The sequence below is a fragment of the Nakamurella flava genome (assembly GCF_005298075.1).
GTDB lineage: Bacteria > Actinomycetota > Actinomycetes > Mycobacteriales > Nakamurellaceae > Nakamurella > Nakamurella flava.
Map to the genome: position 1 here is coordinate 16,266 of NZ_SZZH01000008.1, position 15,131 is coordinate 31,396.

General features: G+C 73.2%; 14 protein-coding genes. 5 read left to right on the forward strand and 9 right to left on the reverse strand.

The window, feature by feature from the left end:
* Positions 1-74: 74 nt before the first annotated feature.
* The 3 genes from rsmH to FDO65_RS21160 form a co-directional block, all read right to left on the reverse strand.
* Positions 75-1,070 (reverse strand): 16S rRNA (cytosine(1402)-N(4))-methyltransferase RsmH, encoded by a 996-nt coding sequence (rsmH, locus tag FDO65_RS21150; RefSeq protein WP_137451750.1) that lies wholly within the window; start codon positions 1,068-1,070, stop codon positions 75-77.
* Between the two features lie 335 nt (positions 1,071-1,405).
* The gene (gene mraZ / locus FDO65_RS21155; protein ID WP_137451751.1) at positions 1,406-1,840 is read right to left on the reverse strand and encodes a division/cell wall cluster transcriptional repressor MraZ; all 435 of its coding nucleotides are present in this window, start codon (positions 1,838-1,840) and stop codon (positions 1,406-1,408) included.
* Positions 1,841-2,269: 429 nt separating this feature from the next.
* A complete protein-coding gene (locus FDO65_RS21160) occupies positions 2,270-2,821 on the reverse strand; it encodes a GtrA family protein (protein WP_137451752.1) in 552 nt (183 codons plus the stop codon).
* 255 nt (positions 2,822-3,076) lie between these two features.
* On the opposite strand from FDO65_RS21160, the gene FDO65_RS21165 reads away from it, so the two are divergent.
* The 3 genes from FDO65_RS21165 to FDO65_RS21175 are packed head-to-tail and all read left to right on the forward strand — an operon-like array spanning position 3,077 to position 7,786.
* Positions 3,077-4,090, forward strand: coding sequence for an AAA family ATPase (locus FDO65_RS21165; protein ID WP_137451753.1), 1,014 nt, complete (start codon positions 3,077-3,079; stop codon positions 4,088-4,090).
* Positions 4,083-5,429, forward strand: coding sequence for a DUF58 domain-containing protein (locus FDO65_RS21170; protein WP_137451754.1), 1,347 nt, complete (start codon positions 4,083-4,085; stop codon positions 5,427-5,429). Before FDO65_RS21165 ends, FDO65_RS21170 begins: the two co-directional genes overlap by 8 nt.
* Entirely contained in the window at positions 5,426-7,786 is a 2,361-nt protein-coding gene (locus tag FDO65_RS21175; RefSeq protein WP_137451755.1) for a transglutaminase TgpA family protein, read from the forward strand. Before FDO65_RS21170 ends, FDO65_RS21175 begins: the two co-directional genes overlap by 4 nt.
* Positions 7,787-8,010: 224 nt before the next feature.
* On the opposite strand, the gene FDO65_RS21180 is transcribed toward FDO65_RS21175, so the two are convergent.
* Positions 8,011-8,388: a DUF3040 domain-containing protein gene (locus FDO65_RS21180; RefSeq protein ID WP_137451756.1), complete on the reverse strand. Its 378-nt coding sequence runs from the start codon at positions 8,386-8,388 to the stop codon at positions 8,011-8,013.
* A gap of 219 nt (positions 8,389-8,607) precedes the next feature.
* Positions 8,608-9,414, reverse strand: coding sequence for a class I SAM-dependent methyltransferase (locus tag FDO65_RS21185; RefSeq protein WP_240757790.1), 807 nt, complete (start codon positions 9,412-9,414; stop codon positions 8,608-8,610).
* A gap of 240 nt (positions 9,415-9,654) precedes the next feature.
* Here FDO65_RS21185 and FDO65_RS21190 point away from each other — a divergent pair, with 240 nt between their 5' ends.
* Entirely contained in the window at positions 9,655-10,560 is a 906-nt protein-coding gene (locus FDO65_RS21190) for a ParA family protein (protein ID WP_137451757.1), read from the forward strand.
* A 9-nt stretch (positions 10,561-10,569) separates the two neighbouring features.
* Here the strand turns inward: FDO65_RS21190 and FDO65_RS21195 are convergent, their stop codons facing one another.
* Entirely contained in the window at positions 10,570-11,163 is a 594-nt protein-coding gene (locus FDO65_RS21195; RefSeq protein ID WP_137451758.1) for an SAV_6107 family HEPN domain-containing protein, read from the reverse strand.
* A 231-nt stretch (positions 11,164-11,394) separates the two neighbouring features.
* Between FDO65_RS21195 and FDO65_RS21200 the strand changes: the two genes are divergently transcribed.
* Complete coding sequence (locus tag FDO65_RS21200) at positions 11,395-11,976, forward strand: GNAT family N-acetyltransferase (RefSeq protein WP_240757791.1); 582 nt, start codon at positions 11,395-11,397, stop codon at positions 11,974-11,976.
* Positions 11,977-12,006: 30 nt separating this feature from the next.
* Here FDO65_RS21200 and FDO65_RS21205 read toward each other — a convergent pair whose 3' ends face one another.
* The 3 genes from FDO65_RS21205 to mnhG all read right to left on the reverse strand — a co-directional run bounded on the left by FDO65_RS21205 (position 12,007) and on the right by mnhG (position 15,105).
* Positions 12,007-12,813, reverse strand: coding sequence for a potassium channel family protein (locus FDO65_RS21205; RefSeq protein ID WP_137451760.1), 807 nt, complete (start codon positions 12,811-12,813; stop codon positions 12,007-12,009).
* Between the two features lie 96 nt (positions 12,814-12,909).
* Positions 12,910-14,676 carry a DUF885 domain-containing protein gene (locus FDO65_RS21210; RefSeq protein ID WP_137451761.1) on the reverse strand — a complete coding sequence of 589 codons (1,767 nt, stop codon included), beginning with the start codon at positions 14,674-14,676 and terminating at the stop codon, positions 12,910-12,912.
* 9 nt (positions 14,677-14,685) lie between these two features.
* On the reverse strand, positions 14,686-15,105 hold the full coding sequence (gene mnhG, locus FDO65_RS21215; RefSeq protein ID WP_137451762.1) for a monovalent cation/H(+) antiporter subunit G: 420 nt from the start codon (positions 15,103-15,105) through the stop codon (positions 14,686-14,688).
* Between the last annotated feature and the right edge of the window lie 26 nt (positions 15,106-15,131).

Below are 15,131 nucleotides of genomic sequence, written 5' to 3' on the forward strand. Positions count from 1 at the left end.
CATCTGCCCCACCCCGTTCGTGCCACTGATCGCCGTCCGGCGTCCCGCCGATTCGTTCGTCGCCGGTTCGTTGGTCATCGCCGGCCCCCGCCGGTCGTCAACCGCTCGGCCGCCCGCATCCGCGCCGACGCGGCCCGCGGGTTCGCCTGCACCTCGTCGTCGGTCGGCAACTCGGCCCCACGGGTCAGCCACCGGAACTCCGGCTCGGTGCCGGGGAGCTCGACGGGTAGGCCGGGGGGTGAGGTCGAGAGCGTCGACGGCTGGATCGCCCGCTTGACGATGCGGTCCTCGAGCGACTGGTAGGACAGCAGCACGATCCGGCCGCCCACGGCGATCCGCTCGAGCACGGCGGGCAACGCGCGGCGGAGCGCCCCCAGCTCGTCGTTGACCTCGATGCGCAGGGCCTGGAAGGTGCGCTTGGCCGGGTTGCCCCCGGTCCGGCGGGTGGCCGCCGGGATGTTGCTGCGGACCAGGTCGACCAGCCGGGCGCTGGTGGTGAACGGCTCCCGGGCCCGCTCGGCGACGATCGCGGCGGCGATCCGCCCGGCGAACCGTTCCTCTCCGTACTCCCGCAGGATCCGGGCGAGCTCACCGGTGGCGTAGGTGTTGAGGACGTCGGCCGCGGACGGCCCCGTGGTCGGGTCCATCCGCATGTCCAGTGGGCCGTCCTGGGCGTAGGCGAAGCCCCGGTCCGCCCGGTCCAGCTGCACGGACGACACCCCGAGGTCGAACAGCACACCCTGGACGCGGGCCCCTGGGACGTGCTCGTCGATGGCGTCACCGATGCGGTCGTACACGGCGTGGACCAGGACGGCCCGGTCGATCACGCCCGCCTCGGTCAGCCGCCGCTCGGCGATCTCCAGGGCCTGCGGGTCGCGGTCGATACCGACGATCCGCAGGTGCGGGTGGGCCTGCAACAGGGCCAGCGTGTGGCCGCCCATGCCGAGAGTGGCGTCCACACACCAGCTCTGATCCGGCGCGCCATCCAGAGCCGGGGTCAGCAGCTCGTCGACCCGGCCGAGCAGGACGGGGACGTGTCCCGCCGGCACCGGCTGCGACCGCTGCCCCATCGGCGTCCCCTCCGGTGTCTGACGTGGTGATCGGGTTCTGCTGGCACGTGCCGGGTGGCGCGCACGGGAAAGAACCGGAGCACGGCCGTGACGGCCGGTCCGGTGGGTGCTGGTCGGGTGCGGGTGGAGCGGGGCCGGGCGGTGCTGGTGGGAGACGGGTGTCGGAGCGGGATCCGGTGGACCGGGGTGTTCCTGCTTCCTGGTCCCCATCCGCGTCGGGCCCTGGCACGGGGGAAGTCGTGTCAGCGCCGGTCGGTCCTGGCACGGGGGAAGTCGTGTCAGGGCTGGAGCGGATGCGGGCCGGGCGGCAGGTCCATCGCCGTCGGTCCGGTGGATCAACTGGTGAGCAACCCCCGTTCCGGCGCGGCGTATGCGGCCTCCTGGCGGGCCTCGTACTCCTGCCACTCGGTGGCGTCCCAGATCTCCATCCGCAGGCCGACACCGGTGATGACGATGTCCTTGGTGAGGCCGGCGTACTCCCGCATGCGGGCGGGGATGGAGATGCGGCCCTGGCCGTCCGGACGCTGCTCGTCGGTGTTGGCCAGCATGTAGCGCTGGTAACCGCGGGCGCGTTCGTCGGTGATCGGGGCATTGATGGCGGCGTCGGCGAAGGTGTTGAAACCGTCAGGGGTGAAGACGTAAAGGCAGTGATCCTGTCCCCGCACCACCATCACCCCCGCCGCGAACTGGTCCCGGTATCTCGCGGGCAACGTGACCCGCCCCTTGTCGTCCATCCGCGGCGTGTAAGTGCCGAAGAAACCGGAAGGCATCCCCGAACACCTCCCCCGGATCCAAGTTGCACCACCTTAACCCACTTTCTGCCACCCACCTCCACCCAACACCCCCGATCGCGGTACGGCGGAGCATCACTGCAGGTCGTGGCGGTGGGGCGGAGTGGGGAGGCCGGCGGGGTCCACCCGTCCGGGGTGTGTCGCGGTGGCCGCGCGACCCGGGACCAGGCTTTCTCGGCGGTCCGGGGCGACCGCTCGCTGCCGGGACGCATGCACATCACCCCAGGTCAGCGCATCCGTCCGCGACCTACCGACGTCCCGGCGACGGCGGACACCCGGCCGGCACCGCCCGGGTGGGGCGCGGTGGGGGGAACCAGTGGGGCGCGGTGGGGGGATCCGGTGGGGCGCGGTGGCAGGCGGTGTGGGGACCGTGGCCAGAACCGGTGGGGCCCGGTGGCAGAAGGGGTGTCAGGTCGCAGCGACGGCGGGCGCGGCCGTGCCGGTGAAGACGAACCTCTTGTAGGCCCAGAACCGGAACGTGGTGCCGAGCAGCAACCCGACCACGTTGGCCGCGATGTTGTCGGCCAACGGCGAGGTGAACCCGAGGAGGTAGTGCGAGACCCACAGGCAGGACAGGGCGATGCCGAGGCCGATCGTGCACATCACGAAGTAGAGGACGGCCTCGCGGCCGGCGTCGGCCCGGCGGGTGTGCCGGAACGTCCAGTACCGATTACCGAGCCAGGCCACCAGCGTCGCGGCGGCGGTCGAGATCACCTTGGCCACCAGGGGCTGACCATCGAGCAGCGGATCGGAGCCGACATAGCTCAACAGATTGAACAGCCCGATGTCGACGGTGAGCGCGACGATGCCGACCATCCCGAACTTGGCCAGCTGCCGGACCAATCCCTGCCCGGCGGTCCAGAGGCGGCGCACCAGGGTGGGTGGCGTCGGCGACGGCCCGCCCGGGGCGTCGGGGGCCGCGGGCGCGGGGGCGGCCCGACCGGACGGGGAACTGGACATCGACGCCATGCTACGGCGACCGCTCCCCCGTACCGGGACATCCGGCGCCCGATCCCCCGGCCGACGGAACCCCCGACCGATCCACGCAGCTGCGTGGAACGGCTGCCCGCGGCAGCGTGCTGGCAGACTGGCCGCCAGGGGTTCGACCGGTTCGTGGGGACCGACCGTGCAGGGACGTCCAGCTCGATCGACCGGGATGTCCCACCGGTGGGTGCCGTCGGTCCGCATCGGGCAGCGATCGCTGGGAGGACACGCGTGACTTCGAACGTCGAGCTGGACCGGGCCGCGGCCCCGCAGGACGGCACCGCCGTGCCCGACCGGGTCGCCATCGCCGACGTGGCCGCGCTGGGCGGACGTATCGCCGCCGCGGTCTCCCAGGTGGTGCTCGGCAAGCCCGACGTGATCCGGCTGGCGCTCATCACCCTGCTGTCCGAAGGGCACCTCCTGCTGGAGGACGTCCCCGGGACCGGGAAGACCGTGCTGGCCAAGTCCCTGGCCCGCTCCGTCGACGGGACGGTCAGCCGGGTGCAGTTCACCCCCGACCTCATGCCCGGCGACGTCACGGGCGTCAGCGTCTACGACCGCTCGACGTCGCAGTTCGAGTTCCGGCCCGGCCCGGTGTTCGCCAACATCGTCGTGGCCGACGAGATCAACCGGGCCTCCCCCAAGACGCAGTCCGCCCTCCTGGAGTGCATGGAGGAGCACCAGGTCACGGTCGACGGCACCAGCTACCGGCTGGGACGCCCGTTCCTCGTCGTCGCCACCCAGAACCCGGTCGAGATGGAAGGCACCTACCCGCTGCCGGAGGCGCAGCGCGACCGGTTCTTCGCGCGGGTGAGCATCGGCTACCCGGACCGCTCGGCCGAGGTCGCCATGCTGGCCGATCGCGACCGGGGGGATCCGCTCGCGGCCATCAGCCCGGTGGCGGACGCCGCCACGATCGCCGCGCTCATCGACACCGTCGGCACCGTCCACCTGGCCCCGGCCCTGCGGCAGTACCTGGTCGACATCGTCGGCACCACCCGCACCATCCCCGAGATCCGCCTGGGCGCCTCACCCCGGTCGGTGCTGCACCTGGCCCGCGCGGCCAAGGCGGCCGCCGCCCTGGACGGTCGGAACTTCGTCGTCCCCGACGACATCCAGCGGCTCGCCGTCCCGGTACTCGCGCACCGGCTGCTGTTGACGGTCGAGGCCCACGCCGCCCGGCGGTCGGCCGAGGACATCGTCGCCGGGCTGGTCGGGCGTCTGCGGGTACCGCGCGGTGGCTGATCCGGCCGGTTCCGACCCCCGGGCCGTCGCCCGGGGCCTGACCACCCGGGGCCGTTGCCTGCTGGCCGGCGGTGTCGCCGCGGGGGCGTGCGCCTTCGTGCTGGACGAACGGGATCTGTTGCGGGCGGGTGTCTTCGCCGTGGGGCTGGCGCTGCTGGCCGTGGTGGTGGGCCTGACCCGCCGGGTGCGGCTGGCCGCCGACCACCGCGTCACCCCCGCCCGGCTCGAGCCGGGGACGCAGGGCCTCGTGCGCATCACCGTGACGAACACCGGGACCGGGCGGACGTCGCCCCTGGAACTGACCGAGCCGGCCACCGACGGACTGACCGCGGGCTTGTGCTGCCTGCTGCCCCCGTTGCGGCGCGGCCGGTCCGCGCAGACCGACTTCCCGCTGCGGGCCGAGCGGCGGGGCCGCTTCGAGCTGGGCCCGCCGCTGGTGCGCATCGGCGACCCGTTCGGACTCTGGCAGGAACACCGGGTGCTGCCCGCCCGCACGCAGGTGCTCGTCGTCCCGAGCGTCGTACCCCTGGCCGGTATGCCCAGCAGCCGCGGCACGCGGTCGGCGGCCAGTGACCGGGCCCGGTCCGGTTCGGTCGGCGGGGACCCGGACGTCGGCGTCCGGCCCTACCAGCACGGCGACGACATCCGCACGGTGCACTGGCGCGCCTCGGCCCGGACCGAGGACCTGATGGTGCGGCTGGCCGAGCCGGTGTCCCACGGCGGCGCCACCGTCGTCCTGGACCACCGCGCAGCCGGTGTCCGCGGCCCCGGGGCCGCGAGCAGCCTGGAGACCGCGGTCAGCCTGGTGGCGTCGGTCTGTCTGCACCTGCTGCAGGCCGAACATCAGATCAGGCTGACCACGCACAGCGGACACGACCTGGCCAGCGGACGGGACATCACCGACGACGTCCTCGCCGCCCTGGCCGTCGTCGAACCCGACCCCGCCGGAATCCTGCACCCGTCCGCCCTGGCCCGGACCGGGCTGACGATCGCCGTCCTCGGCGGCCTCGACTCCGCCTCCGCCCACCTGCTGGTCGCCGGCCGGACCCCGGGCACGAACGCCGTGGCCCTGCTGCTGGACGTGTCCGACTGGGACGGGACGGACCGCGCGGTTCAGGCGGCGCAGCGGGCGGCGGCCGAGATCCTGCGCTCCGGCGGCTGGCGGGTCGTCCGGGTACGGCGGGGCGAGCCGTTGGCCGCCGCCTGGGAACGGGCCTGCAGCGGGCGTCCCGCCCTCTGGTCGACGGGCCCAGGTGATCCGGGCGCGGTCGGTGAACCGTCGCGGCCCCCGCACGCCGGGCCGACCGTAGCGACGACGAGCGTGGGAGTCCGGCGATGAGCACTGCCCGCACCGACCGGAACCGGGCCGACGGCCGGGTCGCGTCCCCGGCCGTCGCGGCGCCCGCCGATCCCCCCGACCGGCCGGTCGGCGTGATCGGGTCGCTGGTCGGGGCGATCGCCGTCCTCGCGTCCTGCCTGTCGATCCCGCCCCTGGTGGAAGGGTCGGCCTGGGTGTGGCCGACGGTCGAGGTCGTCGCGGTCGTCTGGCTGGTCGGGGTCGGATGCCGGTTGTCCCGGCTGCCCCTGTGGGGCACGGTGCCGGTGCAGCTCGCCGCACTGGCGATCGCGTTGACCGCGCTGTTCACCACCGGCGGATACGGCGGGGTGATCCCCAACGCCCGGGTGGTCGCCGAGGCCGGGCAGCTTCTGGACGGCGCGTTCGGTCAGATCCGCACCTCGGTGGCGACCGCCGAGTCGTCGACCGCCATCGCCTTCCTCATCGCGGCCGCCGTCGGCCTGGTCGCCGTCGCCGTCGACGTCCTCATCGCCGCCAGGGCGCCGGCGATGACGGCGTTGCCGCTGCTGTGCATGTTCTCGGTGCCCGCCGCCGTCGACGTCGACCTGTTGCCGTGGCCGGCCTTCGTCGCTCCCGCCGTGCTGTATGCCGTCCTGCTGGCGGTGACCGGCATGGACGGCCGCCGACGCGGTGCGGGCGCCGCCGGGGCGGTCGTCGCCGGCGGCCTCGCGCTGGGGTCCGTCGCGGTCGTGGCGGCTCTCCTGACGTCCTCGACGGTGACCACCGTGGGCACGGCCGGACGGCTGGAACGGACGGGGAACTCCGCCGACACCGGCATCGGGTTGTCGCCGTTCACGTCCTTGCAGGGTGACCTGCAGCAGAGCGATCCGGTCCCCGTGCTGCGGGTGGAGGGTCTGACCGGGCCGGACTACCTGCGCACCGTCGGTTTGCAGCGCTGGACCCCGGGAGTGGGGTGGTCGCCCTCCGAGCTGGCCGCGGGTTCACTGCCGTCCACCGTCGACGCCTCGGCGACCACCGTGCAGGTGACGTCCCTGGCCTACCGGGCCCCCTTCCTGCCCATCTTCGACGGGACGGACGGCATCCGTGGCGTCGACGGTGACTGGTCCTACGACGCGGCCGTCGAATCGGTGCACCGCGACAACCCGACCAACCCGGGGACGTACCAGCTGCAGGTGGCCAAGGTGCAGGCGTCGGCGGCGGACCTGCGCACCGACGACGTGACCCCTGGGGGTCTGCTCACCGAGACCGGCGATCTGCGCCCGGAGGTCACCGCCCTGGCCGTGCAGGCCACCGCCGGCGCGACCACCGCTTTCGACAAGGCCGACGCGTTGCGCCAGTGGTTCACCGACCCGGCCAACGGCTTCGTGTATTCGCTGCAGGTCCCGGCGGGCAACAGCGGGGACGCGCTCGTCGACTTCCTCACCAATCGACGCGGCTACTGCGAGCAGTACGCCTCGGCGATGGCCGTCATGCTGCGCGCCATCGGCATCCCCGCCCGGGTCGCCGTCGGCTTCACCCAGGGTGAGCAGAACGCCGACGGCAGCTGGACGATCAGCAGCAACGACGCCCACGCGTGGGTCGAGGTGCCGTTCAACCGGGCCGGCTGGGTGCGCTTCGATCCCACCCCGCTGGGCGGCGGCCGGGGCGGCCAGCAGGGTTTCACCGAGAACAGCGATCCCGCCCAGACCACCGCGTCGACCAGCGCCGCCCCCACGTCGGCCGGCGCAGAACCCACCAGCCCGACCGCGGCGACCGAGCCCGGCGGGGCGGCGACCCCCACGGCGCCGACCGCCGGTCAGCAGGCCGGGGCGGGGACGTCCGGTGGATCCTCGATCTCGCCGACGGTGCTGTTCACGCTGGCGGCCCTACTGCTCCTGGCAGCCGCGGCGGCGACCCCGACCGTCGTGCGGGAACGACGACGTCGGCGGCGGGCCGCGACGGTGACGGCGGGCGGCCCGGGGGCGGCCCTGGCGGCCTGGGCCGAACTCGAGGACCTGCTGGTCGATCACGGGGTGGGCGGCGACCCGTCGGAGTCCGCCCGGGTGCGGGCGAACCGGCTGGCCCGGACGGCCCACCTCGGCGAGCCACACCGCGAGGTCCTGCGGGACATCGTCGGAGCCGCCGAGAAATCCTGGTACGCCCCGTCCCCGGACGGCAGCCGCGGCGCGTCCCGCCCGACCGCCCCGCCCGGTGCGGGAGCCGATGCGTCCGGCGGGGTGGCGACCCTGGCCGTGGAACCGGTGGGGGATCCCGCCCGCGGCGCCGCGTTGTGGTCCGGCGTGCAGGGCATCGCGCGGGACCTGGATCACGCGGCTCCGCGCTCGTTCCTGGACCGGTGGGTGCCGCTGTCCGTCCGACCCGCGTCCTGGCGGGATTGAGCGGAAGCGCGGAGAAGGAGGTCCCCGGGCGGTCTGTTCGAGGGTCGGTCCGGGGGGACGACGACGGGTCGGCTGAGCCCTCGTGGGCCGGCGGAACGGCTCGTCCGGCTGAGTCGGACGAACGGTCCGGCGCGGCGGCCGGTCACCGACCCCCCAACGGCAGCAGGGCCGGTCCGCGAGGACCGGCCCTGCTGACGTCACGCCCGACGGGGCGGGACGGGGAGCTACTGGTTGGGCTCGTCGAAACGCCGACGGAAGCGTTCTTCCATCCGGTTGCCGAGCGAGGAGTTGGGGCGCGGGGCGCGTTCGGCGTTCCGCGCGGCGCGGGCGCCGGGTTGACCGAAGACGAACAGTCCCACCGCGGTCACCATCGTCAGGAAACCGATCACGCTGACCACTACGCCCAGGGCGAGCAGACTTTGCGTGGCGATCACACCGACGACGAGTGCGACAAGACCGGCAACGAACAGTCCACCTGCGACGATCGGGCGACGACGACGGATGCGACTGACGTTGACACTGGTCGCAAACTTCGGGTCGTCCTCATACAAGGCGCGCTCGATCTCGTCGAGCATCCGCTGTTCGTGCTCGGAGAGCGGCATGGTCCCCTCCTCCGGCACCTCACCCCATGGCGGGGTCCATCTTACGACCGCCGACCGGCGGTCTGTTACCACAATACGAGCCGATCGCGCGCGACGCCTACCTGTGTCGAGATTCTCGCGAGAATCTCCACTCGGTCGGTGATCTTGAACGACGGGCTTCGCTCAGCGACAGGGCGCTGCTCTCCGGTTTACCCGATCGACGGTGCTCTGACGCCGTTTTCAGGCTGGGACTTCGCTGTGGCGACGGGCCACCAGATGCATGTCGGGGGCGATGTCCCGCAGCACGGGCGAGGCCGCGACGGCCGCCACCAATGCCGGTTGCGCGGCCTCGTCGGCCGCCGACAGCTGACGGGCGGAACCCACGGTCAACCCGGCGACCCCACCCACCCCGGAGAACGACTCGACCGCCAGACCGGCCGTCTCCAGCAGCCCGTAGAGCTGTCCGGGTTCGAAGCGACGCAGGAGCGGGTCGGTCGGCCCGAACCGACCCTCCGGGTCGTGGATGAGGGCCAGGGCCGCGGCCGAGCGACCGGCGAGGATGAGGCGGACCACCATGCCCCAGCGGGACGGAGCCAGCAGCGACAGCCGGCCACCGGGCCGCAGGGCGGCGGCCACCGCGGCCAGCACGGCCGCCGGGTCGTCCACCGACTCGAGCAGGTGGTGGCAGATCACCAGGTCGACGGAACCGGCCGGGACCACTGCCGTCGGCTGTTCGGCGTCGGCCTGGACAGCGGTCACCCGGTCGGCGACGCCGGCGTCCACCGCCCGGCGGCGCAGGATGGCCAGGGCGTCGACGGACGTGTCGGCCACGGTCACCTGGCAGCCGAGGGCGGCCAGGGGGACCGCACGCGTCCCGCTGCCACCTCCGAGGTCGAGCACGCGGGGACTCTCACCCGGAGGACCGATCGTGGCGACCAGCTCGGCCAGCACGGCATCGACCGGATCGGTCGGCTCGCCCGGCCCGCCCGGAGCCGCTGGCCGATCGTTCCTCCGGTTCGACTCGATCACCCGTTGCCGCTCGTCCACCGCGACTCCTCCACGTTCGACTGCGATCGCACAGTTCTGACGCCTTCACTGTCCCTGCTCGGCGTCCGGCCGGCGCGCCGATCCTCGACCCGATCCGTGCCATCCACGACGCCGCTGGTCGAATCGTCCCGTCGTCGGTCGTCAGCGTCCCCGCCGGAGGCCATCGTCACCGGTCAGAGCCTATCGACGGGAACGGAGGCCCTCCGAAGGCGGCACCGGGCGACCTATAGGGTTTGGCCCATGCTGGTGGCGAGTGTTCTGAGCCTCAAGGGTGGGGTCGGCAAGACGACGGTGACCCTCGGTCTGGCGTCGGCGGCGGTGGCCCGGGGTATCGACACCGTCCTGGTCGACCTCGATCCGCAGTTGAACGCGACGGCTACGGTCGCGGCGGACTGGGTGGCGGGCCAGTCCGACCGGGCGGCCGACGGGTCGGCGACCGAGGGGCGGAACGGCAAGAAGGGCAAGGCCGCCCGGGACAAGAAGGCCTCCCCCGCCGCGCTCACGGTGGCCGACGTCCTGGATGCGGACGGGGACAAGGCGATCGCCAAGGCCGTCAACCGGGCCGTGCGTGCGGCCGAGTGGGAACCACTGCGGCTCCTGCCGGGCAGCGAGGCCGCCGAGGCCCACAACCATCCCGATCCGAGCAGTAAGCGACTGCGCCGGCTGGCCACCGCTCTCGCGGCCATCGACCCGGCACCTGCTCTGGTGCTCATCGACTGCCCGCCGTCCCTCGGACAGCTGACCCGCAGCGCCCTGGTCGCCTCCCAACGGGCCGTCCTGGTGACCGAGCCCTCCCTGTTCGCCGTGACCGGCGTCCAGCGGGCGCTGGAAGCGGTCCAGACCGAGCGCGCCACCCACCACCCTGCGCTGCAGCCGCTGGGTGTCGTGATCAACCGGTTCCGCCCGCGGGTGAGCGAACACGAGTTCCGCCTGGCCGAACTGCGGGACCTTTTCGGCCCGCTGGTCCTCAGCCCGGTGCTGCCCGACCGGTCGGCCGTCCAGCAGGCCCAGGGAGCGGCCGTGCCCATCCATCAGTGGCCCACCAACGGTGCCCGCGAGATCGCCCAGAGCTTCGACGCCCTGCTCGACCGACTGCTGCGAGCCAACCGCGCCCGCCCCCGACCAGCCGCGCTCGCCGGCGCCTGACCGACCGCATCAGCCGGCGTCGAGGCCCTCGGCGTCCTGGACCAAGGTGGTCTCGACCAGATCGAGGAACGCTGCGGCCTGACGCACGATGTCGTCGGCCTCCCGGGGCGTGATGAGGCGGCTGATCCCCGCCTGCGCCGCTTGCCGTTTGGCCGAGCCGGCCGCGAAATAGGCCGCCCACTCCCCGAACTCAGGGGCGACAGCCGGCAGCAGCTGCCACACACTGCCCCGCCGACCCCGGGTCGGCCGGGCGCGGGCGGCGATGAGCGCGGCGGCGGCCCGCAGCGCCGACAGGTGAGCGGCGGCGTACCGATCGGCCACGTCTGTCGCACGGACGGCGGAACCCAACCCGCGACCGGCGTCGGCCAGCAGATCACGGACGGCCGGGGACAACGGAGCCGACAGACCGGGCAGGCCGACCGGGCTCGGCGTGACCCGACGGGGCCGTGCCCGCCCGCCCGCACGACCGGCGCCGGCTCCGGGACGACCGCGGCCACGCCCGGACGGCGAGCCGTCCCGGACGCCCCGTCCGCACCCGACCGGGCCGTCGATCCGCTCACCGGCCACCACCAGGCCGTGGTCGTCGATCATTGCAATGGTCACCGCCGACTCCCCTCTCCGGTCCCGTCCGGTCGACGCGGCGCCTCCGGACCCGGCGTTCGAGCGATCACGCGGTCTCGAACGCTGGTTCGAGCGTACGCCCGTTCGACATGGTCCACAAGGGTGCACTGTTCGACGGTGTTCGAATCCCGTCCGTCGCTCGCGGACCAGCGGATCAGACGACCCCCGACCGCGACCGGCGGTCCTTCGGCCGGGCGTGATCTGATGGTCGCCATGGCACCCACCGCCGGTCCCGACCCCGCCCGGTCGATCGCCACCCTCGGACCGGACGGATTCCGCCGGGACATCCATTCCCTGGTCGCGATCTACCTCGCCGCCATGGACTACCCCCGGGAGATCGCCCCCCAACGCACCGCCCTGTGGGTGGAACACAGCCGCCGGGTGGGCTTCGACGCGCGGGTGGCGCGGGACGCGGACGGCGATCCCATCGGGCTGGCCTACGGCTACCGGGGCGCGCCGGGACAGTGGTGGTTCTCCGAGATCGCCCGCGGCCTGGGCTCGACGACGGCGCCCGTGCTGCACGACTTCTTCGAGCTCACCGAGCTGCACATCCGCCCCGACCACCAGGGCCACGGGCTCGGCGAATCACTGCTGCGGTCGCTGGCCGCTCCCCGCCCCGAACGCCGGATGCTGCTGTCGACACCCGAGGGTGAGAACCGCGCCTGGCGCCTCTACCGCCGCCTGGGTTTCACCGACGTCCTGCGGCACTACCGGTTCACCGGCGACGCCCGGCCGTTCGGCATCCTGGGCCGCGAACTGCCGTTGGCCGTGGCCGATGGGGCCGCTGGGCACTGACCGTCGCGGCCGCGCCGACCACCAGCGACGTCATGGGGCGAGCGGACGGGAGCCGTTCGTCTCGGGCGTGGACCCGGTGCGACCGGCCAGTTCGGACCGCAGCGCGGCGACCTCCGCCGCCAGCGCCTCCAACCGGGCGGTCATCCGCTCGTCGGCGGCCCGCTCCCGGCGGGACTCCTCCGCCTCCCGGGTGTCCGCCTCGTCCTGGACCGCCTCCCGGGTCTCCACCCCGACCCGCTCCACCAGCCAGGACGCCAGCGCCGCGGTCACCGTGCCGAGCAGTGCCACGCCACCGATCATCAGGACGACGGCGATGAGCCGCCCCTCGAAGGTGACCGGGGTGATGTCCCCGTAGCCGACCGTGGTGATCGTGGCGAAGGCCCACCAGATGGCCTCGCCGAACGAGTGGATCTTCGAGGCCGGGTCGTGGCGTTCGACCTCGAGCATGGCCAGGGAGCACAGGTACACCAGCCCGACGGTCGAGCCGACGACGTAGACCAGCACCCGGCCGCGCATGGTCCGCCCGGCCAGGCGCTGGAAGGCGGCGAGCAGGATGATCAGCCGGAGCAGTCGCAGCGGCCGCAGCATCGGCAGGGCCACCAGCGCGAGATCGGGCAGATGCCGAACGAACCACCGTCCGCGCTGCTCGGCGAGCACCAGCCGGACCACGTAGTCGACGGCGAACGCCGCCCAGCAGAGCCACAGCAGGACATTCGCGCGGAAAGCCTCCTCGCCCCGCACGTCCCCGATGACGGCCCAGGAGAAGACAACGAGGAAGACCACGGCGACGCCGATCAGCGGCCACTCCGTCACAGCCCGCCAGCGCTCAGAGGTCACGCGCGCAGCATCGCACACAGTGATCGAAGAGCACTCCGAGTAAGCGCCAGCCCGCCCCCTCCGCGTGAGCCGCGCGGTGGTGGGCGACACCGGCGCTCAGAGCGCGGCGAGCCGCCCGGCCAGTGGATCGAGGCCCATCCCGCCGAGCCGAAGGGCCCGGTCGTGGAACGAGCGGAGATCGAAGGCGGCGCCGTGCCGGGCCCGGGCGGCCTCCCGGCCGGCCAGCCAGATGCGCTCCCCCACCTTGTAGGCCGGGGCCTGCCCCGCCCATCCGAGGTACCGGTCGATCTCGTCGCGGCAGTGGGCGGGATCGCTGATCGTGCGGGTGAGCAGGAACTCGAGCCCGAGTTCGCCGTTCCACCGCTCCCCTTCGTGGAACCCGGTACCGGCGGGGATGGGCAACTCGAGGTGCATGCCGATATCGACGACGACCCGCGCGGCCCGGAACAGCTGGGAATCCAGGAAGCCCAGCAGGGTCCCGGGGGTGTCGAAGTAGCCCAGCTCGCGCATCAGTCGTTCGGCGTACAGGGCCCAGCCTTCGACGTAGCCGGAGCAGTCGGCGGCCAGACGCTGGAAGTCGTTGAGCGACTCCCGCTGGCAGACGGCGGTACCGATCTGCAGGTGATGCCCGGGGACACCCTCGTGGTACACGACGGTCGCCTCCCGCCAGGTGCTGAAGACCTCCCGGCCCTGCTCCACCGACCACCACATGGCTCCGGGCCGGGACAGGTCGTCGCTCGGACCGGTGTAGTAGGCGCCGACCGGCCCGCCGGGCGGGGCGATCCGGCAGCGCAGGTCCCGTAACGGCGGCGCGACGGTGACGTGGTGGGCGCCGACGTCGGCGAGCACCCGGTCGGACAGATCCTGCATCCAGGCCTGCAGGCCGTCCTGGCCGCGCACCTGATAGGTCGGGTCCTCGTCCAGGATCGCGGCCGCACCGGCCGGTCCCTGGCCCGGGGCGATCTCCTCGGCCACCGCCCGCAGTTCTCGTTCCAGTTCCAGGAATTCGTGCCACCCCCAGGCGTAGGTCTCCTCGAGATCGATCGTGGCGCCGAGGAACTCGCGGGAGGCCAGCGCATACCGCTCCCGGCCGACGGCGTCGGCCCGAGGTGCCCGGGGGGCCAGTTCGGCCCGCAGGAAGTCGCCGAGCTCGCCGTAGGCGGCATCGGCGGCATCGGCAGCCCGCTGCAGATCGGCCGACAGGGCCGACCCGCGGTCCTGATCCGCGCCGAGGGACCGCGCCAACCCGCGGAAGAAGCCGTCCGGCGCGGTCCGCCCGCTGTAGGTGTCGCACTGTTCGGCGCAGCGGTCGATCTGCCGCAGCGCCACCACCCGGCCGGAGTCGGCGGCGGCCAGCAGCGAGGTCCGGTAGTCCCGTAGGGCCCGCGGGACGGCGGCCATCCGCCGGGCGATGGTGGCGACGTCCTCGTCCGACTCGTGGGGCATCAGGTCGAAGACCATGCGGACGTTCTGCACCGGCGAGTCGATGACGTTCAACGAGGCCTGTGCCCACCCCGACTCGTACAGGTCGCGGGCCACGCCGAGCCGCTCGGTGAGCACCTCGTAGGCGATCCCGGCCGGGCTGTCCGGGGAGGCGGGCGCCGGAACGGCGTGCAAGGTGCGGGTCACGAGCGCGTGCTTCTCGGCCAGCCCGTCCGGGGTGAAGTCGTCCAACCGGTCGTCGTGCCCGGCGACCCCCAGGTACGACGCCATGATCGGCGACAGCCGGGCGTACTCGGCCAGGTACTCGTCGGACAGCCGGTCGATCAGCGCCCGGTCGGCGTCACCCGCCGGGGCGCCGGCGGACACGGGAGGCCGTGAGGTGTCGCTGCGGTCGTCGGGGGTCGAAGGATGCGCGGGCATCCCCGCACGTTAACCCCGTCCGGCCGGCCGATCGGATTCGTCGGCCGTCGCCTGCCCCATCTGTTGCGGGCCGTCGTCCGACGCCGGCAGCCGTTCGTCCAGGTGGGCGCGGTCCTCCGGTGTCACGGACTGGTCCTCGTCGTCCTGCTCGGCGTTGCGGTAGGCCACCCGCACCGTCAGGTGGGCCGAGACGGGGGCGGTGACGAACTGCAGGATGACGATGAGCAGCAGCAGGCCGATGACCCCGGGGGTCTGCAGACGCAGCCCGACCCCGAGCATCAGCAGCATGATGCCGAGCACCTGCGGTTTGGTGGCCGCGTGGATGCGGGCCATCGTGTCCGGGAACCGCAGGACGGCCAACCCGGCGAACAGGGACAGCGAGGCCCCGAGGATCAGCGCGGCCGACGCGATCCAGTCGACGACAGTCATGGCTGCTCCCTCCGGTGGCGACGGGT

Excerpts from the sequence above, each read along its gene's own strand:
- FDO65_RS21180 (WP_137451756.1), bottom strand. The coding sequence starts at position 8,388 with ATGCCGCTCTCCGAGCACGAACAGCGGATGCTCGACGAGATCGAGCGC.
- FDO65_RS21160 (WP_137451752.1), bottom strand. The coding sequence starts at position 2,821 with ATGTCCAGTTCCCCGTCCGGTCGGGCCGCCCCCGCGCCCGCGGCCCCC.
- rsmH (WP_137451750.1), bottom strand. The coding sequence starts at position 1,070 with ATGGGGCAGCGGTCGCAGCCGGTGCCGGCGGGACACGTCCCCGTCCTG.
- FDO65_RS21175 (WP_137451755.1), top strand. The coding sequence starts at position 5,426 with ATGAGCACTGCCCGCACCGACCGGAACCGGGCCGACGGCCGGGTCGCG.
- FDO65_RS21210 (WP_137451761.1), bottom strand. The coding sequence starts at position 14,676 with ATGCCCGCGCATCCTTCGACCCCCGACGACCGCAGCGACACCTCACGG.
- FDO65_RS21190 (WP_137451757.1), top strand. The coding sequence starts at position 9,655 with ATGCTGGTGGCGAGTGTTCTGAGCCTCAAGGGTGGGGTCGGCAAGACG.
- FDO65_RS21200 (WP_240757791.1), top strand. The coding sequence starts at position 11,395 with ATGGCACCCACCGCCGGTCCCGACCCCGCCCGGTCGATCGCCACCCTC.
- mnhG (WP_137451762.1), bottom strand. The coding sequence starts at position 15,105 with ATGACTGTCGTCGACTGGATCGCGTCGGCCGCGCTGATCCTCGGGGCC.
- mraZ (WP_137451751.1), bottom strand. The coding sequence starts at position 1,840 with ATGCCTTCCGGTTTCTTCGGCACTTACACGCCGCGGATGGACGACAAG.